Origin of the sequence: Saccharopolyspora thermophila (genome assembly GCF_014646075.1) — a bacterium.
GTDB lineage: Bacteria > Actinomycetota > Actinomycetes > Mycobacteriales > Pseudonocardiaceae > Saccharopolyspora > Saccharopolyspora thermophila.
The window spans coordinates 128,846-151,007 of the sequence record NZ_BMMT01000005.1 but is presented as its reverse complement, the minus strand read 5'-3'; the positions used below and the strand labels follow the sequence as shown (position 1 = coordinate 151,007).

The 22,162-nt window shown below is 71.1% G+C and carries 20 protein-coding genes and 1 tRNA gene; 14 read left to right on the top strand and 7 right to left on the bottom strand.

Annotated elements, in window-relative coordinates:
• Positions 1-51 precede the first annotated feature (51 nt).
• Positions 52-1,413: an FHA domain-containing protein gene (locus IEY17_RS09860; RefSeq protein ID WP_188987007.1), complete on the bottom strand. Its 1,362-nt coding sequence runs from the start codon at positions 1,411-1,413 to the stop codon at positions 52-54.
• Positions 1,414-1,625: 212 nt separating this feature from the next.
• Here IEY17_RS09860 and IEY17_RS09855 point away from each other — a divergent pair.
• The 5 genes from IEY17_RS09855 (at position 1,626) to IEY17_RS09835 (ending at position 5,351) form a co-directional block, all read left to right on the top strand.
• Positions 1,626-1,708: transfer RNA gene (locus tag IEY17_RS09855), tRNA-Leu, on the top strand.
• 421 nt (positions 1,709-2,129) lie between these two features.
• The gene (locus IEY17_RS09850) at positions 2,130-2,576 is read left to right on the top strand and encodes an HD domain-containing protein (protein WP_188987006.1); all 447 of its coding nucleotides are present in this window, start codon (positions 2,130-2,132) and stop codon (positions 2,574-2,576) included.
• A gap of 214 nt (positions 2,577-2,790) precedes the next feature.
• Positions 2,791-3,579, top strand: coding sequence for an IclR family transcriptional regulator (locus tag IEY17_RS09845; RefSeq protein ID WP_188987005.1), 789 nt, complete (start codon positions 2,791-2,793; stop codon positions 3,577-3,579).
• Between the two features lie 293 nt (positions 3,580-3,872).
• Positions 3,873-4,502, top strand: coding sequence for a hypothetical protein (locus IEY17_RS09840; protein ID WP_188987121.1), 630 nt, complete (start codon positions 3,873-3,875; stop codon positions 4,500-4,502).
• Between the two features lie 171 nt (positions 4,503-4,673).
• Positions 4,674-5,351 carry an SDR family oxidoreductase gene (locus tag IEY17_RS09835; RefSeq protein ID WP_188987004.1) on the top strand — a complete coding sequence of 226 codons (678 nt, stop codon included), beginning with the start codon at positions 4,674-4,676 and terminating at the stop codon, positions 5,349-5,351.
• On the opposite strand, the gene IEY17_RS09830 is transcribed toward IEY17_RS09835, so the two are convergent.
• Positions 5,324-6,628 (bottom strand): D-arabinono-1,4-lactone oxidase, encoded by a 1,305-nt coding sequence (locus IEY17_RS09830; protein ID WP_188987003.1) that lies wholly within the window; start codon positions 6,626-6,628, stop codon positions 5,324-5,326. The two genes, IEY17_RS09835 and IEY17_RS09830, sit on opposite strands and share 28 nt — an antisense overlap.
• Before the next feature lie 85 nt (positions 6,629-6,713).
• Between IEY17_RS09830 and IEY17_RS09825 the strand changes: the two genes are divergently transcribed.
• Positions 6,714-7,892 (top strand): alanine racemase, encoded by a 1,179-nt coding sequence (locus IEY17_RS09825; RefSeq protein WP_188987002.1) that lies wholly within the window; start codon positions 6,714-6,716, stop codon positions 7,890-7,892.
• Here IEY17_RS09825 and IEY17_RS09820 read toward each other — a convergent pair.
• Positions 7,862-8,440, bottom strand: a complete 579-nt coding sequence (locus IEY17_RS09820; RefSeq protein ID WP_308423972.1) for a TetR/AcrR family transcriptional regulator — start codon at positions 8,438-8,440, stop codon at positions 7,862-7,864. The two genes, IEY17_RS09825 and IEY17_RS09820, sit on opposite strands and share 31 nt — an antisense overlap.
• A 526-nt stretch (positions 8,441-8,966) precedes the next feature.
• Between IEY17_RS09820 and IEY17_RS09815 the strand changes: the two genes are divergently transcribed.
• Entirely contained in the window at positions 8,967-12,401 is a 3,435-nt protein-coding gene (locus tag IEY17_RS09815) for an L-tyrosine/L-tryptophan isonitrile synthase family protein (RefSeq protein WP_229679990.1), read from the top strand.
• Between the two features lie 405 nt (positions 12,402-12,806).
• Here the strand turns inward: IEY17_RS09815 and IEY17_RS09810 are convergent, their stop codons facing one another.
• On the bottom strand, positions 12,807-13,145 hold the full coding sequence (locus IEY17_RS09810) for a hypothetical protein (RefSeq protein WP_188987000.1): 339 nt from the start codon (positions 13,143-13,145) through the stop codon (positions 12,807-12,809).
• A 13-nt stretch (positions 13,146-13,158) separates the two neighbouring features.
• Positions 13,159-13,311, bottom strand: a complete 153-nt coding sequence (locus IEY17_RS25315; protein WP_229679989.1) for a hypothetical protein — start codon at positions 13,309-13,311, stop codon at positions 13,159-13,161.
• 315 nt (positions 13,312-13,626) lie between these two features.
• Between IEY17_RS25315 and IEY17_RS09800 the strand changes: the two genes are divergently transcribed.
• From IEY17_RS09800 to IEY17_RS09775, 6 genes are all read left to right on the top strand, one after another.
• A complete protein-coding gene (locus IEY17_RS09800; RefSeq protein WP_188986998.1) occupies positions 13,627-14,997 on the top strand; it encodes a helix-turn-helix domain-containing protein in 1,371 nt (456 codons plus the stop codon).
• A gap of 52 nt (positions 14,998-15,049) precedes the next feature.
• Positions 15,050-15,955: a phosphotransferase enzyme family protein gene (locus tag IEY17_RS09795; protein ID WP_188986997.1), complete on the top strand. Its 906-nt coding sequence runs from the start codon at positions 15,050-15,052 to the stop codon at positions 15,953-15,955.
• 148 nt (positions 15,956-16,103) lie between these two features.
• Positions 16,104-16,403: a hypothetical protein gene (locus IEY17_RS09790; RefSeq protein WP_188986996.1), complete on the top strand. Its 300-nt coding sequence runs from the start codon at positions 16,104-16,106 to the stop codon at positions 16,401-16,403.
• A gap of 393 nt (positions 16,404-16,796) precedes the next feature.
• Positions 16,797-19,454 (top strand): L-tyrosine/L-tryptophan isonitrile synthase family protein, encoded by a 2,658-nt coding sequence (locus tag IEY17_RS09785; RefSeq protein WP_229679987.1) that lies wholly within the window; start codon positions 16,797-16,799, stop codon positions 19,452-19,454.
• Between the two features lie 304 nt (positions 19,455-19,758).
• Positions 19,759-19,962, top strand: coding sequence for a DUF397 domain-containing protein (locus IEY17_RS09780; protein WP_188986994.1), 204 nt, complete (start codon positions 19,759-19,761; stop codon positions 19,960-19,962).
• Between the two features lie 18 nt (positions 19,963-19,980).
• Positions 19,981-20,178: a DUF397 domain-containing protein gene (locus IEY17_RS09775; protein WP_188986993.1), complete on the top strand. Its 198-nt coding sequence runs from the start codon at positions 19,981-19,983 to the stop codon at positions 20,176-20,178.
• Between the two features lie 69 nt (positions 20,179-20,247).
• On the opposite strand, the gene IEY17_RS09770 is transcribed toward IEY17_RS09775, so the two are convergent.
• The gene (locus IEY17_RS09770; RefSeq protein WP_188986992.1) at positions 20,248-20,784 is read right to left on the bottom strand and encodes a copper resistance CopC family protein; all 537 of its coding nucleotides are present in this window, start codon (positions 20,782-20,784) and stop codon (positions 20,248-20,250) included.
• Entirely contained in the window at positions 20,781-21,491 is a 711-nt protein-coding gene (locus IEY17_RS09765; protein ID WP_188986991.1) for a YcnI family copper-binding membrane protein, read from the bottom strand. Before IEY17_RS09765 ends, IEY17_RS09770 begins: the two co-directional genes overlap by 4 nt.
• Before the next feature lie 328 nt (positions 21,492-21,819).
• Here IEY17_RS09765 and IEY17_RS09760 point away from each other — a divergent pair, with 328 nt between their 5' ends.
• The gene (locus tag IEY17_RS09760) at positions 21,820-22,035 is read left to right on the top strand and encodes a hypothetical protein (protein ID WP_188986990.1); all 216 of its coding nucleotides are present in this window, start codon (positions 21,820-21,822) and stop codon (positions 22,033-22,035) included.
• The last annotated feature ends 127 nt before the right edge of the window (positions 22,036-22,162 follow it).

Sequence of the window (22,162 nt, the reverse complement as noted above, 5' to 3'; positions counted from 1 at the left end):
GTCGTGAACGCTCCTACTCCGTTGTCTGGACGCGGTCTGCGCGCGGCCTCATCACGCCTGCTGCGCGCGGAAGATCAGCGACGAGTGGCCGACCCTGATCACGTCTCCGTCTGCCAACTGCCAAGTCTGCACCGGAGTGCCGTTCACCGTGGTGCCATTCGTGGAACCGAGGTCGGCGAGCATCGCGCTCTGGCCGTCCCAGGTGATCTCGATGTGCTTGCGGGACACCCCGGTGTCCGGCAGGCGGAACTGGCCCTCCTGGCCGCGGCCGATGATGTTCGAGCCCGGCTGCAGCGTGTACGAGCGGTTCGAACCGTCGTCGAGGTGCAGCGTCGCGGTGATCTGCGGGCGCGGACCACCCGCGGGGTAGCCGCCCGGAGCACTCTGCGGGTAGGCCCCGCCGGGTTGGCCGTAGCCGCCCTGGTCCGGGAACCCGCCCGACTGCGGGTAGGCGCCACCCGGCTGCTGGCCGTAGCCGCCCTGGTCGTAGCCGCCGGGTTGGCCGTAGCCGCCCTGGTCGTAACCGGCAGCGGGCGGCTGTCCGTAGCCCGGCTGCTGGCCGTAGCCCTGGTCGTAGCCGCCGGGTTGGCCGTAGCCGCCCTGGTCCGGGAACCCGCCCGACTGCGGGTAGGCGCCACCCGGCTGCTGGCCGTAGCCGCCCTGGTCGTAGCCGCCGGGTTGGCCGTAGCCGCCCTGGTCGTAACCGGCAGCGGGCGGCTGTCCGTAGCCCGGCTGCTGGCCGTAGCCCTGGTCGTAGCCGCCGGGCTGCCCGTAGCCGCCCTGGTCGTAACCGGGAGCAGGCTGCTGGCCGTAACCCTGGTCATAACCGGGAGCAGGCTGCTGGCCGTAGCCGCCCTGGTCGTAACCGCCGGGCTGGCCGTAGCCGTAGTTGGGGTCCTGGCCTTGGCCGTAGCCCTGGTCGTAGCCGTACTGGCCCTGCTGGTTGTACGGATCTCCCTGGGGGTAGTGGCCTGGTGGCTGGCTGGGCTGGCTCATGGGTCGGTCTCCTGCGGTACGCGGTTGTGCCGGCCGTCGAGTCACGTCGGGGTCGACGGTCGAGCTGATTCGAAACTGTCCCGTGTGCAGCGTCTCAGAGCGCATCAGGGAGACTACGACGTCACCATATGTGTCCCACCCCTGCTCGGTGAGATGCTCCTGAACGCAGTCGGCGAGGAGGTCGGTCACCCTGGCCTCGTCGTCGGTGAGCCGATCGTGATCGGACGGGCTCAGTTGCACAACGTAGTGGTTGCACGCGAGCAGTCGCCCCCCGGCGAGCTCCCGAACCTGCAGCTCGGCATCCCGCTGCAGCGCCTGGGCGACCTCCTGGGGAACGACCTTCCCGCCGAAAACGCGCGCGAAGCTGTTACCGACGATGCCTTCGAGTCGGCGCTCAAAGCGCTGCACGAGGCCCACGGCACAATCCCTCCACGCGTACGACTTCTGGCGCCCATCGTATCCGGGTCAACGGGGCGGGACACCGCCCAGTTCCCAACTGGAGCAACCCCCCCTGTGAAACCCGCGCGTCAAGCCGTGCTAATGTTCTCACGCCAACAGGGCAGCGGGAAGCGAGAGTGACCCCGGTGCCAACGGTCGGAAGCGAGTGGGATAAGCTTCCAGCCAGCCACGGGCGAGTGGCGGAATGGCAGACGCGCACGGTTCAGGTCCGTGTGTCCGAAAGGACGTGAGGGTTCAACTCCCTCCTCGCCCACTTCGAAGGCCTCGGCTCATGCTTCGCCGAGGCCTTCTTCGTGTTTTGTTGTGGGGGCCCGAGCCCCCACGCCCCCACGGTGCGGTGGTCGCTCAGGGCGTGCTTCTTGCGCGTGTTGTCGTTCCCGGCCTGGGTAGGGACCAGCCTGACGCCCTCGGCTCGTGCTTCGAAGTCCTGGCTCGTGCTTGGCCGGGGGTCTTCTTCGTGTTTTGTTGTGGGGGCCCGAGCCCCCACGCCCCCACGGTGCGGTGGTCGCTCAGGGCGTGCTTCTTGCGCGTGTGCCGTGCAGGGACCAGCCACGGTGCGGTGGCGCTTTTCGTTGGCATCCTTTGGTTTTCGCTCGCGGGTGTGGCGAAAGTCCCGTCTGACGAGGGCTGGTCGAGCTGGGTTACTCAGGTTGCTCCGGCGTTACCGTGGTGCCGTGGGTGAACGCGCACTGCCGGTCGACGAGGTCGCCGAGCTCGCCCGGCGCGCCCACGCGGGCCAGGTCGACAAGGCCGGACGACCATACGCCGAGCACCTTGCCGCCGTGGCCGCCCGGGTTCGCGCCCGGGGCGGCGACGACGCGCAGATATGCGCCGCGTGGCTGCACGACTCCGTGGAGGACGGGGTGCTGTCCGAGCAGTGGCTCGTCGAGGCGGCGTTGCCGCAGCGGACCAAGGACATCGTGCTCGCGCTGACCAGACGGCCCGGCGAAGACCTCGCCGACTACGCCGCCCGGATTCGGCGTACTCCCGGCGCGTTGTTGGTCAAGGAAGCCGACCTGGCGCACAATGCCGACCCGGTGCGGCTGGCCGCGTTGAACGAATCGACCCGCGACCGGCTCGGCCGCAAGTACGCGCGGATGCGAGAACTGCTCGGGTTGTGAACGCGGGTGGTGGATGGCGATCTACGCCGCGATGATCGGAGTTCACCGCCCTCCTCTCCCCGCTGCTGACCGCCGGTTCGGCGAAACGGGCTTGGCGGCGAGCGGACCATGTGCTGGGCTTGTCGATCGATTGGGTGAGTACTTGCGGCGGCACGGAGCCCGTGCCACCTCGGGAGGCCCGCGGTCACCGGAGCCGCGGCACAGGAGGACGACGATGGCGGGGAACAGCCGGGATCCCGGTCGGTCCGTGACGGCTCGGGCGCTGAGCGTCCTCACCGCCTTCGACAGCGACCACACCCGCCTGACCCTCACCGCCATCGCCCGCCGCGCCGGCATCCCGCTGGCCACCGCGCACCGGCTGGTCCGCGAGCTGGAGCTCTGGGGCGCGCTCGAACGCGACTCCGACGGGCGCTACGCCATCGGCCTGCGGCTGTGGGAGATCGGTCAGCTCGCCCCGGTGAACAGCCGGCTCCGGGAGATCGCCCTGCCATACCTGCAGGAGCTGTGCCAGAGCACCCACGACAACGTGCATCTGGCGGTTCGCGACGGGATGGAGGTGGTGTACGTCGAGAAGCTCACCACCCCGCGCGCGGTGCCGATCATGTCCCGTAGCGGTGGCCGGCTGCCGCTGCACTCGACCAGCGTCGGCAAGGTGCTGCTGGCGCACGCCCCGGCCAGCGTCATACACCAGTACTGCGAACGCGGGTTGTCCCGGCACACCCCGTACACGATCACCGAGCCCGGGCGACTCGGGCGCGAACTGCAGGTCGTGCGCAACCGCGGGTTCGCGCAGGCCAACGAGGAGATGACGCTCGGCAGCTGCTCGGTGGCCGTCCCGGTGCACGACGTCGGCGGCGTGGTGATCGCCGCGCTCGGCGTGGTGGCGCACAGCGTCCGCGCCGAGGTCCCGAAGCTGGTGAAAACCCTGCTGTCGGCGGCCGAAGCGATCCGGCAGCGGCTGATCGAGGAGGAGCGCAGCAGCTGCGACCGGCTCTCCCGCTGACGCGGCTCGGGTCGACCCGCGATGGTGGCGGGCAAGCGGCTCCGCCGCTGACGTCAGAACGGCGTGAGGTTGCTCCGTCTCGCCGGGAATCACCTGAATGGCCGCATCGCTGGGCTGAAGTCCTGTTGTCGTTCATCGACCAGTCACCGACCGATGTCCGCCGCCGGTCGCAGCGACCCCGGTTGAGCAGCGCAGGAACGGCCTTGAGCTGTTTTAGTCGCAGTTGGACCCGTCGCGGGCGGGGCCGTAGAGAGCAAGCGCAGCGCATAGGGAGGCGGAACGCTGTGACCGGAATGCCGGGACGTGCCCTGACCGAAGACGAGTTCCGGATCTGCAGCACCCAGGTCCGGTCCCCGCTCGGCCATGCCGCCTCCATGGGACGGCTGGCCCAACAGTCGGTGGACGCGTTGTGCTGGTCGGGCAGCGTGCTGCCGCCGGTGAAGCTGCTCGGGCGGCACATCATCGCGGTGGCCGAGCTGCTGCCCGACGCGCACGCCGAGCGGTTGTGCTTCGGCAGCGGACCGGTGCTCGACCGGGCCGAGATCGCGACCTGGGTGTGGCCGGAGATGGACGGGCGGGTGCCGCCCCCGGCCGCCCGCATCACCGGGGTGCTGGCCCCGGCCCGGCACTGGCGCAGCGCGCTGACGGCTGCGGTGCCGTTCGCCCGCTTCACCAGCGCGGCGATCGTGGTGCCGCGGCATGTCGCGGTGGCCCCCGACTTCGCCGCGACCTGCCTGTTCCGGGCCCGCCAGTTCGGCATCGCGGTGCTCAGCGCGGACGGCGACAGCGTGCAGGAGGAACTGCCCGGCCGCTGCTTCGACGACGCCCCGCCGGTGGCGCACACCGCGGTGTCGCGCTGGGTGAACGAGGTGATCTACCAGCAGCTGCTCGCGAGCGAGGCCCCGGCGCCGTCCCGCAGCTGAACCCCTGGGAATGCGGTTCCAGGTGGTCCCAAGTGGTCGGGACCGGCTGGAACCGCGACTTGTCCACAGGTTCAGCCGAGTTGTCCACAACCTGTGCATGACCCGTCACCCGACCAGCCCGCACCTCGCGACGTCCGCACCGCTGCGGCGCGTGGCGGCTAGCTTGGGAGCATGCGAATCGTTGTTGCCGGAGCCCACGGGAAGATCGCCCGCCGGCTGGGGGCGCTGCTGGTCCAACGCGGTGACTCGGTGCTCGGGTTGATCCGCAACCCGGACCACGCGGCGGACCTGCGCGCCGACGGCGTCGAGCCCGAGCTGGCCGACCTGGAGCGGCTCGATGTCGCGGCGCTGGCCGCGCTTCTGTCCGATGTGGACGCCGCGGTGTTCGCCGCCGGAGCCGGCCCGGGCAGCGGCGCACCGCGCAAGGACACTGTGGACAGAGCCGCGTCGGTGCTGCTGGCCGACGCCTGCGAGCGGGCCGGGGTGCGCCGCTTCCTGCAGATCAGCGCGATGGGCGCAGCCCGGCCGAACCCGCCCGGCGTGGACCCGGTGTTCGGCGCCTACCTGGACGCCAAGCGGGCCGCCGAGCAGGACCTGCAGCGCCGCGACCTGGACTGGACGATCCTGCGTCCGGGGCGGCTGACCGACGATCCGCCCACCGGCCGGGTCGTGCTCGGCGACTCGGTGGAACGCGCCGACGTGACCCGTGCCGACGTCGCGGCGGTGCTGGTGGCGCTGCTGGACGAACCGGCCTCGGCGCGCCGCGCCCTGGAACTGGTCAACGGCGACACCCCGGTCGCGGAGGCGGTCCGCGCGGCTGTTCACCAGCCGAGGACGCGGTCCAGGTAGGCGTTGCGGAAGACCCCGCCCGGGTCCACCTCGGCCCGCACCTTTCGGAAGTCGTCGAACCGCGGGTAGCGCTCGCGCAGCGCGGCGGCGTCGAGTCGGTGCATCTTGCCCCAGTGCGGCCGCCCGCCGACGGTGTCGACCACGTCCTGGAAGGTGTCGAACCAGTGCCGGTACGGCATGCCCTGGAACTGGTGGATGGCGACGTAGGCGGTCGGGCGCTGGTGGGCGGTGGACAGCCAGATGTCGTCGGCCGCGGCCACCCGCACCTCGACCGGGAACATCACCGGGTGCTCCACCCGGCGCACCGCGGACCGCAGTTCGGTGATGACCTCGCGCAGCGACTCCCGCGGAATGGCGTACTCGCTCTCCACGAACCGCACCGTGCGCGGGGTGGTGAACACCCGGTGGGAGCGGTCGCTGTAGGCGCGGGCCGACCAGGTCGAGCCGCACAGCCGGTTCAGCGGGCGCACCAGGGCGGGCACCGCGCGGCCGATCCGGCAGACCGCGCCGAACAGCCGGTTCTCCAGCACCTCGTACTCCAGAAAGTGCCGGACCGGGTGCAGCGGACGCGGCTCCTGCTCGGCCGGCAGCCGGTTGTTCCGCTTGACCAGCGTGTTCGACCCGTGCGGGAACCAGTAGAACTCGACGTGGTCGTTGTCGGCGACGAGCTCGTCGAACCGGTCGAGCACTTCGTCCAGCGGTTCCGGGTGCTCGTCGGCGGCGAGCGCGAACGCGGGCACGCAGCGCAGCGTCACGGTCGTGATCACCCCGAGAGCGCCGAGTCCGACGCGGGCGGCGGCGAATAGCTCCGGCCGTTCGGTCGCCGAGCAGCGGACCTCGGTGCCGTCGGCCAGCAGCAGCCGCAACTGCTCAACCTGCGTGGCGAGGCCGCCGAGCCGACCGCCGGTGCCGTGCGTCCCGGTGGAGATGGCCCCGGCGATGGTCTGCTGGTCGATGTCGCCGAGGTTGGCCATGGCCAGGCCGAGGTCGTCGAGTTCGGCGTTGAGCCGGTGCAGCGGGGTGCCCGCGCGCACCTCGACCAGGCAGGTGTCGGGGTCGGCGCGGACGATCCCGGACCAGTGCGTGAGGTCGAGCGCGCATCCGGTGTCCGGGGAGCCGATCGCGGTGAACGAGTGGCCGGTGCCCAGCGGCCGGACGGTGCGGCCGGCGCGGGCGGCGGCGCGGATGGCGTCCGCGGCTTCGGCGGTGTCCCGCGGGCGCACCACGGACGCGGGGGTGGCGGTCGCGGTTCCCGCCCAGTTGGTCCATCGCTGCATGGCCGACCACTCCTTCGGGTGCCGTGATCGAGAAATTATGTGAATCTAATTCGCATAACAAGGGTTCCTGGCCTACGGTTGTGCCGTGCTCCGGCTCGACACCATCACCGGCGAGCTCGACCCCCCGTTCGCGGTGGTCGACCTGGACGCCTTCGACCACAACGCGGCGGACCTCGCCCGGCGCGCCGCAGGGCGGCCGATCCGGGTCGCCACCAAGTCCGTACGCTGCCGCGAACTCCTGCGACGCACCCTGCGCCTCCCGGGCTTCGCCGGGCTGATGTGCTACACCCTTGCCGAAGCCCTCTGGCTGCACCGCGAAGGGCTCAGCGACGACATCCTCGTCGCCTACCCGACGGTGGACCGCGGCGCGTTGCGCGCACTCGCCGCCGACCCGGCCGCGGCCGCGGCGATCGCGCTGGTCGTCGACTCGGTTGAGCACCTCGACCTCATCGACCGGGCGGTCGGGCCGAACCGCCCGGACATCCGGCTCTGCCTGGAGGTCGACGCCTCCTGGCGCCCGCTGCGTGGGCTGCACGTCGGGGCCCACCGCTCGCCCCTGCACTCCGTGGAGCAGGTCCGGCGGGTCGCCGGGTTGGTACTGCGCCGCCGCGGGTTCCGGCTCGTCGGCCTGATGGCCTACGAGGGCCAGATCGCCGGTCTCGGCGACGCGCCGACCGGGCGCCCGCTGCGCGCGGCGGCGCTGCGCTGGATGCAGCGGCGCTCCGCCGCCGAGCTCGCCGAGCGCCGGGCCGCGGTGGTGCGGGCCGTGCGGTCGATGACCGAGCTGGAGTTCGTCAACGGAGGGGGTACCGGAAGCCTGGAGCGCACCGCCGCCGAGCCGGCCGTCACCGAACTCGCCGCCGGTTCCGGTCTGATCGGGCCGACCCTGTTCGACGGCTACCGCAGCTTCCGGCCGCGCCCGGCGGTGCTGTTCGCGCTGCCCGTGGTGCACCGGCCCAGCAGCCGCATCGCGACCCTGTTCGGCGGCGGCTACCCGGCGTCCGGTCCGCCCGGCGCGGACCGGGTGCCCACGCCGTGGTTGCCCGCGGGGCTGCGGCTGATCGCCACCGAGAGCGCCGGGGAGGTGCAGACGCCCGTGGTCGGCAACGCGGCCCGGGGGCTCCACCTCGGCGACCGGGTGTGGTTCCGGCACGCCAAGGCCGGGGAGCTCGCCGAGCGCTTCGCGCACTATCACCTGGTGACTGGCGACCGGGTGGCCGCGACCGTGCCGACCTACCGCGGTGAGGGCAAATCCTTCGGGTGACCGTCGGGCATCCGGTTGGACAGGTAGCCGCGCACCAACTCCTTGGCCTCGGCGACCAGTGTGCGGTCACCCGCCGGGTCGCGCCGGAACGCCAGGTGCAGCACCGCGTCCGCCGCCTCCACCGCCACGGCCAGCGGCAGCAGCAGGTCCGCCGGGTCCAGGCCGAACTCCTCGGCGATCAGCCCGGTGAGCTTCTCGGCGATGACCGCGTTGTTGTCCTTGCTCGGGTCCAGCAGCCGCAGATCCACCACGTCGCCGAAGTGCAGCCGGCTGAACGCCGGGACCTCGCGGTGCATGGTCAGGTAGACGTCGAAGACCGCGTCGACCGCGTCCCACCAGTGCTCCAGCTCCAGCTGTTCGAAGCGGGCGGAGACGGTGCGCACGAAGCGGTCGAGGTTGCGCAGGGTCAGCTCCTGCACGACCGCGCGCTTGTCCGGGAAGAACTGGTACAGCGACCCCACCGCGACTCCGGCACGCTCGGCGATGAGGGTGGTCGTCAAGCCGTCGTAGCCGACTTCGTCGATCAGTTCGGCGCAGGCCGACAACATCTTCTCCACGCGTTGGGCGCTGCGCTGTTGGACCGGCCTGCGGCGCAGCGGGGCTACTTCGGCGGGCAAGGCGACTCCTTGATCATCTTTCTGTCCATCTTGCCGACCATGACCGTGAATCTCTTTCAGGGGAATCCTGGGTGGAGATGGTGCCGAGCTCGACCCGGCTCTGCGTCACCGGGGGTTGCGAGGAGGGCCCGCACACCGGTGTTGTCCACAGTTTCCCGGCCTGTGGGCGGTCGTGCGCTCCGGACATGCCGAGGACGCTATCACTCGTTTGGGTGAATCAATGGTTGATGCCTTGACCACCACCCCGACGTCGGTCACCGACTGGTTGGTCGGCGTGTCGCTGACCTGCGGTTCCGGTCGCGTTACACCCATGAGATATGCAGTGCGTCATGTTGTCAGCGCTCAAGGTCACTATCTAGTGTAGTCGGGTCGTTATTCTCCGTGACAGAAGGGTTATTGTGGGTCACTGCGAGGCTGCCCCTCGTCTCTCCGCCGTTCCACGTGCTGTGCCTTCCCGGTGGACCGGGCCCCGGTGCTGTGGCACCCGTGCCTGCTCGGCCGCACCGCGCACGACGCGCACCGCGACACCGTGACCGCGCGGCTGACCTCGGAACTGCCCGCCCCCGCGGAGCAGCACCTCGCCGCCGACGACCCGAGGCCAGCGCCCGAGCTCTGGCACCCGCTGACCCGCCACGCCGCCAACGCGCTACTCGCCGAGGGCGGCTACGACCTGTGGATCGAGTGGTCCGCGCAGGGCGTCGTGCTCCGCGGCGTGGGCAGTGGCCTGCCGCTCGGCGAGGCACCCACCTGGGCCGACCTGTACCGGGCCCTGATCCGGTTGCGCCGCACCCGCCGCACCTTCGATGCGGCCTGGCTGCACCGGCTCACCCGAACGCTCACCGCCGACACTCGCCCGGACCGCGCGGTCGCCGTCCCCTCCGAACGCGTCGACCTGCTCGTCTGCGCGCGGCACGACCTGGCCGAGGAGTGCCTCGCCGCGGTGACCGGCCCCGACCGCAGCGTCCCGTTCCCCGACGACCGGATCACCATCAGCAGCCCGCGGTGCACCGTGCAGCTGCAGGCCAGCGGTCCGCGGGAGAGCGCGCTGACCCAGCTGCGTGGCTGGGAACGGCTTTCGTCCATCGTGGAGTCCGACCCGAACCTGCGGATGCACTGCGCCACCCAGCCGGTGCCCGCGGCCGTGGTGGACACCGCCACCGGTTCGACCGCACTGACCCGCCTCACCGAACCCGCCCCGGCGCACCCGACCCACCCCGGCGGCACCATCGCCGCCACGCTGCCCGCGCTGCTGCGCCCGGCCGCCGACGGCACCCCGGGGCTGCTGCGGGTCGTGCTGGACAACCGCTTCGAGCGCCGCGAGGACGAACTCGAGTACTTCCTGGAGCACTTCGTCCGACCGCTGCTGCGCGCGTTCCGGCTGGCTCTGGACAGCCACCGCGTCGGGCTGTTCAACCTGGACGAGACCGGGGTCGCCTTCGAGCTGTCCCCGGAACTGCAGGCCACCGGCCGGATCGTGGTCACCGACTACGCGCGGATCAGCCACGAACCCGACCAGTCCGAGGTGGACGGTGGGGTGCGCGCGCTGGTCAGCACGCTGGACCGGCTCAGCGCCGGGTTCAGCCGCCTGGATGCCGGGCGCCACGAAGGCCGGGTGCGCGGCGCGGTCGACCGGGTCATCGCCGAGGAACTGCGCTACCTCGCCCCGCACACCGCCGACCTGCTCTCCGGCGAACAGCCGTTGCAGTGCTACGCGCACACCGTGCCGGAATCGCAGGACGCGGTGCTTCGATCGGTGCTCGAGAGGGTCGAGCAGCGCGCCCAGCGACGCCGTCGCGACGCCCGGGTCCCGCAGCCGACCGTGGTCATCGACATCGACCTGTGCGGACTCGTCCCGCTGCAACGCATTCTGGACGCCGCCCGCTCGGTCGCCGGACCGCGGCCCGGCGCGCCGGAGGGCATCTTCGAACTCGCCGGTCCCGGCACGCTGCCGGTGCTGCCCACTCATGCGCCCGGCAGCTGGCGCAACTTCGTCGAGCTCAGCGGACTGCGCGAGCGCTACCCGGCGGTGGACTGGGAGCAGGTGCGGGTGGAGTTCGTCCGGGCTTTTCTGTCCCGGCCGCGGGAGAAGCTGCGCACCGACAGCGTCAACGCCGGCCTGGCTCGGTTCGTCTGGGACGTGCAGGACGCCGGCGGCCGGGTGGTGTTCTACACCGGTCGGCGCAAGCGGTTCCGGGCGCACACCGAGGAGGTCCTGGCCGCCGCCGGGGTGCCGGACGCGACGCTGCTGTGCCTGCCCGAGGACAGCGCCCGCTCGCACTCGGAGCTGACGGTGGAGAAGCTGCGCGAGCTCGGCGACCTCGACGTGGTCGCGGTCTTCGACGACGCGCTGGCCAACCGCATCGCGGTCACCAAGGAGTTTGGCGAAGCGCTGCCGGTGGCGGTGGAGATCCCCGGCCTCGCCGTGGAACGCCTCCCGGACCGGCCGGTCGCCGACGGCGCGGGCGTGATCGCCACCTTCGAGACCACCCCGCGCCCGGGCGCGCGCGTCGGCCCGCGGCTGTCCAACACGCATTCGCTGGAGGAACTGCAGATCGGCGCGCTGCGCAGGAACCGGCTGGCGCAGCGCTGGGCCGTGCACCTGACCGCCCGCGAGACGTATTCCATTGTGGACTCCGTGCTGGCCGACGCGGACCGCGCGGCGGCCCGCACCGGACGCGGCGCGGTCGCCAAGTTCGGGCTGGACGAGCAGCGCGACGACGAGCGCGTGCTGGCCGCGCTGCATCACGTGTTCACCCGCAAGCAGTTCATCAAGGGGTCGCGGTCCAACTACCAGCTGGCGGACCTGCGGGCGGACGCCGAACCGCTCGTGCGGCGCGGCGAACCGATCGACGTGGTGCTGCTCGGCTTCCCGGTGAAGCAGTGCCTGAACCGGTTGAAGGCCGCCGGCCCGCTGCCCGACCTCGCTGAGCTCGGCGGGATGGCCCGGCTGCGGGAGATGCATCGCGCGGTCAGCGCGGTGTACCCGCCGGGCCTGCGCTTCCACATCCTCACCGACGGGCGGCACTTCCGGACTCGGCCCGCCTCGATCACCGACGCCTACCAGCGCAAGCTACGGGAGTACGTCGACCTGGTCGGCATCGGCGACCGCACCGCGGTGGAGGACATCGACGTGGTGGCCGAGCGGCGGCTCGGCCCGGGCATCCAGGCGGAGCGGGCGAAGCGTGTCGCCCGGTACCGGAGGTTGCTGAGCGAGTCGTTGCGCCGCTTCGACATCACCGACAACCCGCTGCGGACGCTGGAGCGGGTGCACCGGTGGACGGCGACGGCGGACGAGTTCGCGCCGCACGTCATCGGACTGTTCCGGGAAATCCTGATGTCGCTGGTGTACTCGGTGCCGGTCACGGTGCCGCAGGGCATCGACCGGCTGGAGTGGTCCACCCTGGTCTATGCCGACATCTACCACGTGACCGACCAGGGCGTGTCGGCGGAGGTGCGGCAGGCCCGCCGGGCGGTGTTGCGCCGCGCGTGGCACACCGTCATCCGTTACCTGGCGACCATGCAGGTCGACGACGAGCTCGGCTACGAGCGGATGTTTCCGAACCGGGTGCGGTTGACGCTGAGCGCGGTCCGCAAGGGCTGCCTCGGCTTCACCTACCTCGGCGGCTCGGGGCTGTTGCCCTGGCAGGGCACGGGGGTGCTGGACCCGCGCGGTCATGTGGCGGTGGACTTCGCGATCTCCCTGCTGGACCAGGGATTCGTCCCGGTGTATTCGCCGCTGCTGGGCCCCCGCCAACCCTGGGCAATGGTCCCAGCGGACCGAACCCACCTGGTCGACCGACCAGCGGTCCCGACACCCCGGGGCACGGCCCCCCACCCAGGAGTCCGCCTCGACGAGGACTTCGCAGCCCGAGCCCGCCTCCGCCGCAGGTAACCCCGCCGGTCGCCCAACTTCAGGCAAACGCCGAGGTCTTCGGGAGCCAGCCGGGTGCCGGGACCGGACTTGGCGGGGAACGGGGGTGCCGGACGTACCGACAAGAAGGGTCCTGGGGCTCGGTCGGGGAAACGAGCACCAGGACCCTTCCAAACTCCGGGTCCGTCCGGGGAAACGGGTGTCCGGAGTGGTTGGAGTCCGCGGACCGGCACCGGTCGGGGGGAGGGGAGTGCGTCAGCACCAGCCCGCGGAAGTCTGTGCAGTTGTGGTCTCGCGGTGGCGGCCGGCGGGCGCCAGCCGAGGTCGGGGATGCACGACTGATCGCCCGTCGGCCGCCACCTGGCGGTTGCTCGGCACCCCGGGTCGGGGAGGAGGTGTTGCTGTCCGGGGCCGAGTCCGCCGGCTTTACGGCACCGGCGCCGCCGGGCGCAGAGCGTGCGCCGGGCGCTGGTGCCGTGCGGGACGGGGTGCCAGGGCACCTGCCACCAGGTGGTCGTAGGCCGAGCGCCACACCGAGCACGGTGCCTTCTGCGGGCGCCAGCGGCTCGAGCACTCCGGGCAGTTGCCCTTGTCGTCGGCGTCGTGAGCGGCGAGCAGCGTTCGCCATCCCTCCGTGAGCCGAGGTAGCTCGGAACGCGCAACGGAGAGCAGGGACGGGGCGTCAGCGCGGTTCGCCAGCTCGCTCAGCATGTCGAGCCGCTCCCGCACCGCGTTGCGCAGCACCTGCCCCAGGATCTCATCCACCGAAACGTCACCGTCACTTTCTCGCCTGCACAGCGGCGTCCCGCAGCGCGGTCGTCAGCCCGGCGAGGCCGACCCTCGACAGCACCGCGGCGCGGCCGGGCGGTCCGACGAGCACCACCCTGTCCCGGTTGACCAGCACGGTCAGGACGCGGTGGGTGTTCGCCACATCCCGGCATTCCACCCGCCACCACCGGTGACGAACCGCGGACGGCGCAGTGTCCTCGGCCGGTTGGCCGTTCGCGCCGTGGGCATTCCGCATTGTTCGTCCGTTCCCATCCGTGCTCGGTTCGCCTGTGCTGACTAGATTGGAACGGGATGGCCCTCATCGCCTAGTGGCAGGGCGGTGACCGGGCCAACGGCAACGACGAGCGGTCGGCGGACTTCAGCCCCGCCGATCACCTCTACCGAACCGCACTTCACCGCGTTGCCGCAGTGCCCTTACCCTGCGACCAACGCCCGTGCAGAGCGTCAGGGGGTCTAAATGAACGGAATCGGTTCTGGCGGCTCTCCCGTTACACCCGACGTTTGGAACGATCGGGAGATGCGGGATGCGCTGGCGCGGCGCGACGTCAGTGAGATCTACCGGCAACTCCGTCGGCATGGCGTCTCGCAACGTCAGATCGCAGCCTCCACGGGGCAGTCGCAGTCCGAGGTGTCCGAGATCCTCAAGGGGCGGCAGGTCATGGCCTACGACGTGCTGGCCCGGATCGCCGACGGGTTGGGAATTCCGCGGGGCTACATGGGCCTCGCCTACGACGGGGCTACCGCGATGCGGGTCGCGAAAGCACGCAACGCCCCCGATGCTGAGGAGGACGAGTCGGTGAAGCGTCGGAAGTTCCTGTCCCACGCCGCGGCGGTGACCATGGGTGCAGCTGTGTTCGGCGCGGAGGACAGTTCCTGGGTACCGGCGAGCGCCCAGACCCCGGCACCGGCACGCATCGGCATGACCGACGTGCAGCAGATCCAGGCCGCCACCAAGGCCCTGCGCGACCTCGACTACCGCTACGGCGGCGGGACCTGCCGCGACGCCGTGGTGGCCCAGCTGTCCTGGGCCCAGCAGCTGCTGGAGTCCTCCGCCACGGAGGCGGTGCGCAAGCAGCTGTTCGTGGCCCTGGCGGACATGCACAGCCTCGCCGGCTGGACGTCGTTCGACATCGGGTTGCTCGACCCCGCACGTGGGCACTTCGGCAAGGCCCTGGAGTTCGCCAGGCAGGCCGATGACGACGGCCTGGTGGCCAGCGTTCTCTACCGGATGGGCCGGGTCTACCTGCACTACCAGGAGCCGAACGAGGCGTTGAAACTGTTCCAGCTCGGGCAGATCGCCGCGCAGGAGTCGGGTTCGGCGCTGACCGTGGCCGTGCTGTGCGCCAACGAGGCATGGGCCTACGGGATGCTCAACAAGCCCGACCAGGTGCAGAAGATGGTGGGCCGCACCAAGGACGAGTTCGCCCGCGCCAACGTGGACGAGGCGCCGGACTGGGTGCGCTTCTTCACCGAGAACGACCTGCACGGCATGATCGGCTCCGCGCACGACGCGCTGGCCGTCTTCGACCCGAAGAAGCACGCATCGATCGCCGTCGCCGAGACCATCAAGTGCAACGAGGCGTACGGGACGGACATGCAGCGCACCCACGTGTTCGGGTTGAGCCTGCAGGCCACCAACCACTTCCGGGCCGGCGACCTGCAGGAGGGTGTCAAGGTCGGGCGGCAGGCGCTGCATTTCGGTGAGCGGGTCAAGTCCGCGCGGGTCGCCGACCGGCTCAAGCCGTTGGAGCTGGAAGCGGGCAAGCATCGGATGAACTCCGATGTCCGCGACCTGTTCGAGGACGTCCGGCGGTTCCGCCAGGCATGAGGCGGACCATGCGGGTAAGCCGGTCCGGCACCCTCGGTTTGAGAACATGGGCATGAAGACATACCAGGTGGAACAGGGTCGGTCCGCCCCGCCGGAGCTGGAGCTGGCACTGACCGAAGTGTGCGCGTCCGTCGGCCTGGATCCGCGTGGCGCGCGGCTGATCAGATTCGTCAACAACGGGGTTTTCCTGCTTCGCGAGCAGCCCGTCATCGTGCGCGTCGTGCTCTCCCCGTCGTTCACCTACCGCGCTTTCAACGCCGTCGAGGCGGCGCGCTGGCTGGCCGTGCACGACGTCCCGGCCGTGCGCCTGCTGCCGGGACTGGACCAGCCGGTGCAGGTGGGGGAGCACCTGGCGACGCTGTGGCAGCACGTCCCGGAGATCGGGCCGATGCCCAGCGGCGCCGATCTGGGGGAACTGCTGCGCCGGATGCACTCGAAGCCGGCGTCTCCGAACTTTCTGGACTGGCAGCCGATGGCCGACATCCGGCGCCGGTTGGCCGACGCGGTGGAGATCGACCCGGCGGACCGGGCGTTCCTGGAGCAGCGTTGCGACCACCTCGAGGAGCGCCTGGCCGAGCTGAGTTTTCCGCTGCCGCGGAGCGTCATCCACGCGGATGCGCACCTGGGCAACGTGATCGGCGGGCCGGATGGTCCGGTGCTGTGCGATCTGGACTCGGTGTGCATCGGGCCGCCGGAGTGGGATCTGACGCCGATCGCGGTGGGGCGGCTGCGGATGGGCCACCCGCCGTCGTGGCAGGACGAGCTGGCGCGGGCCTACGGGTTCGACATCACCGCGTGGGAGGGTTTCCCGGTCCTGCGCGAGCTGCGCGAACTCAAGATCACCACGGGAGTCCTGCCGATCCTGCGCAGCAAACCGGGGGTGCGGGAGCAGCTGCACCGGCGGCTGCGCACCCTCCGAGAGGGTGATCTCGTCACGCAGTGGGCTCCGTACAGCTGACTCGGCGGCCGACCGGGTGCGTCCGAACGGGCGATATTTCGGCACTCAGAGCGATCTCTTGGTCATTCCTAGTGGCGGGCTGATTCATAAGGGGTAAACCATACGAGCGAACTGGTGCATCGGTGCATTGCTACTGGATGGGCTGTCGATGATCGCGAAGTTCCTTTCGGGCCTGCCGCGCTGGCGCCGGACGCGCGCCCTGCGGTCCGCGCAGCTGCTCGACGACGTGGTGGACGCCCAGGTCGAGACGTTGCCGCAGTTGCCGGACGAACTCCGGCGCCGGCACGCCGACCACCTCGCGGAACTGGTGCTGCTCGCACAGTCCTACCGGCACTACGCCGCCGGCTGGATTTCCCGGCGAGAACTGGACAAGCGCGGCCGAGCCGCACTGCGCCGGATGGAGCAGTGCGGATACGTTCCGTTGGTGCAACTCACCGACGGCGAATGACCATTCGGCGACAGACGCGTCATCCCTGGGGTTGACGCGTCTCTGCCCCGCTGCCACCCCCGTTGACCGGGGCTTTCGGTGGTCGGCGGAAACGAGTTCACCCGGGCCGAACTTCGCGGCCCACCCCGGGCCGGGCTGTCGAGCGGTTCCCGTGCCCCAGGCGGGGGATGCACCGCGGGGCGGGAACACGCCAACCGCGGCATGACGTGATCGATTCCTGATGTATCGCGGCCGCCACGTGGTCCGAACAACGCGGATTCGCCACGCGTTCCTCCGGATGATTCGGTGCTTCTGTCGCGCCCTGGTGCGGGGGCGTTGATCCCCCGTGTCGCGGTTCGCGCGCTCCCGTGGTGCCGCAACGTGCCCAGCAACAGCGAAGATCCGATTGGAGAAGTGGTGTACGGTCCCGGCCGACTGCGGCAACGTGCGCGGGAACTGATCGCGCGGGACGCCCTGCTGCCGCTGCACTGCCAGGTGGTGCCGCCGGATGAGGCGGCGGAGGCGGTGCTGCTGCGCGATCTGCTGGGTGAGCAGTTCCGCGGCGAAGCGCTGCCGGTGAAGCGGTTCCTGGAGAGCAGGCCGGATTCGTGGGCGGAGTTGGACTACCTGCTGGAGTTCGTGGTGCGGCCCGTGGTCGTGACGTTCCGCGGGCTGCTCGTCGCCGGCCTGCTGCCCGCCGGGGACATCGGTGTGGAAGCGGATGCCGAGCTGGGGGCCACCGGGCGGGTCCTGCTCACCGAGGTGATCACCGCGGAATCCGAGCCGGCGGTGTCCCGGGCCGTTTCCGCGGTGCACCAGCAGCTCGTGGACCTGGTGCTGGCGGCGGCGGAGATCACCGGTGTCGAGCAGCAGCGAGCGCTGTCCGCCGTGGACGATGTGCTGACGCAGGAGCTGCGCTACCTGTCCGAGGACGCGGCGGCGGCGTTCGCGGGCGAGCACCCGTGGCGGCCGTTCGTGCACTGCGTTGCGGCGCAGCAGGACGAACTCGTGCGGCACGTGCTCCAGCTCGTCCGGGAGGCCGGCGCCCGACGCCGACGTGACGAGCGCTCGCCGCAGCCGCTCGTCGCGGTGGACCTCGACTTCTGCGCGCTGCACCCGCGGCGGCGCGTCCGCGAGGCGTTGTCCGCGGTGGGGAAGCGGTATGACGTCGACGAACTCGTCGACGCGGCGAGCCTGCCGGTGCTGCCGGGGCTGTACCAGGCGGCCTGGCGGCCGTTCCTGGAACGCACCGGGCTGCCGGCCCGGCATCCGGGGCTGGACTGGGACGCCTGCTACGCCGAGTTCCGCGGTGCCCTGTCGTGGCAGCGCACCGCGCTGCTCACCGACGAGGTGGCGCCGGGCCTGGTCCGCTTCGTGCGGGACGTCGAGCACGCCGGGGGCCGGGTCGTCTGGCTGACCGGTCGGCGCCACCGGATGCGGGACGCCACCGAGGAACTCCTCGCCCGGTGCGGTCTCGGGCACGTACCGCTGCACACCACCGACGACGGCCCGGTGGCGGGCATCGCCGATCAGAAGGTGGCGGCGCTGCGTGGCATGGCGGGCCACGAGCTCATCGCGGCGTTCGACGACTCGGCGGCCAACCGCCGCGCGCTGCGGGCCGCGTTCCCGGACGCCGTGGTCGTCGCGGTCGGCGCGCCCGGGTTCACCGCGCAGGACAGCGTGGAGGACACGTGGCGCGTCGCGACATTCGAGTCGGTGCCGCACCCGCTCCCGCTCGGGCGCGGGCACGTCGTGCACGTCGCGGGCGAGCCGCGCGCGGCCGAACCGCGGTTGTCGCACGCGACGTCGATCGCGCAGCTGCGGGTCGGCGAGTTCAGCACGCATCCCGCGGTGTGGCGCCGGGGTGTGGAGCTGACCGCCGAGCAGCAGCGGCGGATCGTGAAGTCGTTGTGCGGCAACGCCATCGAGCGAGGTCGGCAGCTGGGCCGGCGGGTCCGTGCCGGGACGGAGGGCGTCGTGCGGGCGTTGTGGCGGGTGATCACGGCCAAGCCGTTCGGCGCGGCGAGGTCCGCGTACCCGCCGGAGGCGGCCGAGTCGGACATGCGCGCGGCGGTCGAGGCGAATCTGCCGGTGCCGCTGGTGATGCTCGGCCCGCCGACGAAGCAGGACGGGTCGCGGCTGAAGGCGTTGGGCGGGCTGCCGGACCTGGCTGAGGTGGCGATGCTGGCGCGGCTGCTCCAGCTCGACGCGGCGATCCGGCAGATCCACCCGCCGGGCATCCGGGTGACGGCGCTGGCGGACCCCAGCCACTTCCGGTTCCGCGCGCCGGGGCGTTACCAGGGCTACCACGAGGCGTTCGCGGACCTGCTGGACAGCACCGGGGCGCGGGACATCGTCGTGGTGCGCGACATCGACGACGCGGCCGACGAGCACCCGGACTGCGGCGACCGCGCGCAACGCCCGGCACTGCTGGACGAGCACCGGGCCCGGTACACCGCCGCGTTCGAGGGCCTGGACATCCGCCGCGACCCGCTGGCGGTCCTCGCCGAAGCCGACGCCCGCGATCCGGGCCACCCCGGCCAGCCGCGGTTCGTCGAGTTGTTCCGCTCGGTCCTGCACGCGGTCGATGTTCCGCACCGCGGCGGTGACCCGTTTGCCTGGTCCCAGCAGATCTACGCCGACCCCTACGAGCTGAGCGACCGAACAGTGCCCGCGGAGGTCCGGGCCGCCCGGGCCGACCTGCTCGACCTGACCTGGCGGGAGACGATCACCTACCTGGCCAACAAGCACGTGGACGCGGACCTGAACTACGGGGCCCTGTGGGGCCGCGACCGCGTCCGTATGAGCTTCTCGATCCGCCCCACCCCGGGCCGGTTCCGCTTCATCCCGCTCGGCGGCTCAGGCGTGATGCCCTGGCACGGTACGGCAGTTCTCAACGCCCACCACGAAGTCTCGGTCGACTACGCGATTTCCCTCGCCCACCAAGCCTTCGTCCCGATCTACCGGCCAGGAGGAGGCCCCCAGCCCTGGTTCATGGTGCCGCTGCGCGACCTCAGCGCCGGCCACCTCGATCCCGAGCTACACCAGCGAATCACCATCCGGAACCGATAGGCCAGAAGGAGCTCAGAGCCCAGAGGCTGGTTCGAAAGCCCAAGACCAATACCCCAGACCAGCACACCGACGCCGAACCACGGCCGACGCCGGTGACCACTCGTCGACTCCGTCGACCCGCCCCAGAAAGGCAGGCCAACTTACCCGGTGATGATCACCGCACACGTCATCGGCGTTTCTGTGTGACGAGACAGACGTGAAAGCATTCGTCTCAGCGCGAGAAGATCTCGAGCGGGTGGCGAATAAGCTCGGACGCCACAGCCGGACTTGTCGCTCGCGTCCTCAACCAGAAGGAGACGATGAAGTGACGTTAGAGCAGCCCGCTGTCGTCGGCTGGCGGAAGTCGAGCCGGAGCAGCCAGGAGACCAACTGCGTCGAGGTCGGTCGAGTTGGTGACGGTGCGGCCGTCCGCGACACCAAGAACCGCGCGGCCGGGTACTTCACCGCGACGGCCGACCAGTGGGCAGCGTTCGTCGCCGCGATCAAGAGCGGCAGGTACGACGGCTGAGGTCCGAAGGAGTAGATCGTGAGCACCCAATCCCAGTGGCGGAAGTCGAGCCGCAGCGCGCAGGCCAACGCCTGCGTCGAAGTCGCGGTGAACCTGCCGGGGCGCGCGTTGGTGCGCGACTCGAAGTTGGGCGACTCCTCGCCCGTTCTCGCCACGTCCGCCGCTGCGTTCCGCAGCTTCATCGGTGGCGTGAAGGCCGGTCGGTTCGACCGCTGAGCCGTTGTCGGTGACGGGCACCTTCACCTGCTCGGTCGAAAGGTGCCCGTCACTCGTCGGTTGATCGGGTCAGCTCCTGGGCTTGCCGAGGCGAAGGGCCAGGACCAGGCCCAGAACCACCAGGACCACCGCACCCGCGATCCACGGCCAGACCGGCATGCCCCCCGGCTCCGCCGGGTTCGCCTGCTGGTCCGGGTGGTCCGCGTGCTGCGGGGGCGGGGCCGGGGTGCCGCCGCCCGGGGCCGTCAGGGTGAAGGTGACCTTGCCCGGGACCGGGTGGCCGTCGTTGGACAGGATCCGGTAGCCGATCGTGTAGGTCCCGGCCGGGCCGAGCTGGCGGACCGGCGCGATCACCGACGTGCCCTCAACCCGCACCTGCCCGTCGGTCCAGTACATCCCGTCCGGGCCGACCACCGTCACCGTGTTGTAGCCCTCGCCGGCGCGCACCGGCTGGTCGAAGGTCAACCGGACCTCGCTCGGCCCGACGGCGAGCTGCGCGCCCTCCGGCGGGTCGCTGCTGACCAGCACGTTGTGCGCCAGCGCGGTGCCCGCGCCGCCGAACAGCGCCACCAGCGCGAGCGCGGCGATCGCGAGCACGCGCCTCATGGCTGCGCCTTCCGGCTGCGCACCAGGGCACCCACCCCGACGCCGAGGCCCAGCGCGCCGACCCCGAGTCCGGCACCACCGAGCCAGCGGGCGGTGTCGTCGGCGGACCCCGCGCTCGCCTCCGGGGCGGGTGCCGCGCCGTGCGAGTGCTCGCCCTCGGCCTCGTCGACCAGCTCCAGCGTCGGAGCCGGGTGCGCCGGCTCCTCGGCACCCGGGGCGGGTGGCGGCGCGTCCCAGTTCACCACCTCGCCGTTGTCGTAGGTCTGTGTGGTGGGCATCACGAGCCGGTCGGTGTTGACCGGCAGGGTTCCGAGGGTTGCCTCGAACTCGGTGAACTCGTTCGGCCCGATCCGGGTGCCGGGCTGCGCGGTCCATGTGATGCTGCGCACAGCCTCGTCGATCTGGGCGCCCTCCACCACAACCGGCGCGATCTTCACCCGCTCCACCTGCGCGGTCCAGCCGGGCATCGGCTTGGTGCGCACCGAGCTGAGCGGGAACTGCTCCGGGAACGTCACTTTGACCTGCACGGTCGAGGCGTTCGGCCGCTCGTTCGGGACGCGGAATGCGATCTTTGCGTGGCCGCCCTTCTCCGCCTTGCCCGGCTGTGCCGTCACGTGTGCGAAAGCCGTCCCCGTTCCCAACAGTGCAACGATCCCGCAGGCCGCCGTCAGCGCCGCGGATCGCACCGCGAATCGATTTGTCGACATGTTCACTTGAAATCTCCCGTTGTCTTGTTATATCCGCGCGCGTATAGGCGCTGGAATGACGAAAGAGCAACCGCCACGTGGCGGAATCCGCGCGACCGGTCGCTCGTGCGGGAGATTTCGGAGGCCCTCTGCGGGCGTGTATGCGCTGATGAAAGAGCTGCGCGAGGATACGCACCGTGGTCGCGGGAATGCACACCGTGCGCAGCGCGGTCACGATCAGTAGCGGCTTCGGGCGGCGCGGCAGCACCCGGGCCAGCAGGCGGGCAGCTACGAAGAGTGCACGCTCCGCGTGGCCCATCGCGAGCCCGGTCAGCAGCACCACCACGCCGTGGCCCAGCGTCATGGCCAGCGGCGAGAACGGCATCCCGGGGTGCCCGGCGCCGTCCTGGTGCGACGCCACGAGCTGGAGAAACACGTGAAGTGCCAGTTGACTGGCCGCCAGCGCCCCGAGGATGCCCCCCGGCCCGCGCTGGCGGTCAGCGAGCGCGACCCCGGCACCGGCCAGCAGGGCGGTGATCACGGCGGTCGGCCCCGGATCGGGTAACGAACCGCCCGCGGCCGCGTGCGCGGCCACGGACAGTGACGCTGACGTGAGGGCAACGCCGCCCCCCCGCAGGACGCGCAGTGCGCCCTGCGTAGGTGCGAGTTGGACCGCCACGAGCATCAAGTCT

What these genes read in the sequence shown, in the direction of transcription:
- IEY17_RS09845 (WP_188987005.1), top strand. Translation starts at nt 2,791, where the DNA reads ATGGCGGGGAACAGCCGGGATCCCGGTCGGTCCGTGACGGCTCGGGCG.
- IEY17_RS09840 (WP_188987121.1), top strand. Translation starts at nt 3,873, where the DNA reads ATGCCGGGACGTGCCCTGACCGAAGACGAGTTCCGGATCTGCAGCACC.
- IEY17_RS09835 (WP_188987004.1), top strand. Translation starts at nt 4,674, where the DNA reads ATGCGAATCGTTGTTGCCGGAGCCCACGGGAAGATCGCCCGCCGGCTG.
- IEY17_RS09830 (WP_188987003.1), bottom strand. Translation starts at nt 6,628, where the DNA reads ATGCAGCGATGGACCAACTGGGCGGGAACCGCGACCGCCACCCCCGCG.
- IEY17_RS09820 (WP_308423972.1), bottom strand. Translation starts at nt 8,440, where the DNA reads ATGTTGTCGGCCTGCGCCGAACTGATCGACGAAGTCGGCTACGACGGC.
- IEY17_RS09800 (WP_188986998.1), top strand. Translation starts at nt 13,627, where the DNA reads ATGAACGGAATCGGTTCTGGCGGCTCTCCCGTTACACCCGACGTTTGG.
- IEY17_RS09795 (WP_188986997.1), top strand. Translation starts at nt 15,050, where the DNA reads ATGAAGACATACCAGGTGGAACAGGGTCGGTCCGCCCCGCCGGAGCTG.
- IEY17_RS09790 (WP_188986996.1), top strand. Translation starts at nt 16,104, where the DNA reads ATGATCGCGAAGTTCCTTTCGGGCCTGCCGCGCTGGCGCCGGACGCGC.
- IEY17_RS09770 (WP_188986992.1), bottom strand. Translation starts at nt 20,784, where the DNA reads ATGAGGCGCGTGCTCGCGATCGCCGCGCTCGCGCTGGTGGCGCTGTTC.
- IEY17_RS09765 (WP_188986991.1), bottom strand. Translation starts at nt 21,491, where the DNA reads ATGTCGACAAATCGATTCGCGGTGCGATCCGCGGCGCTGACGGCGGCC.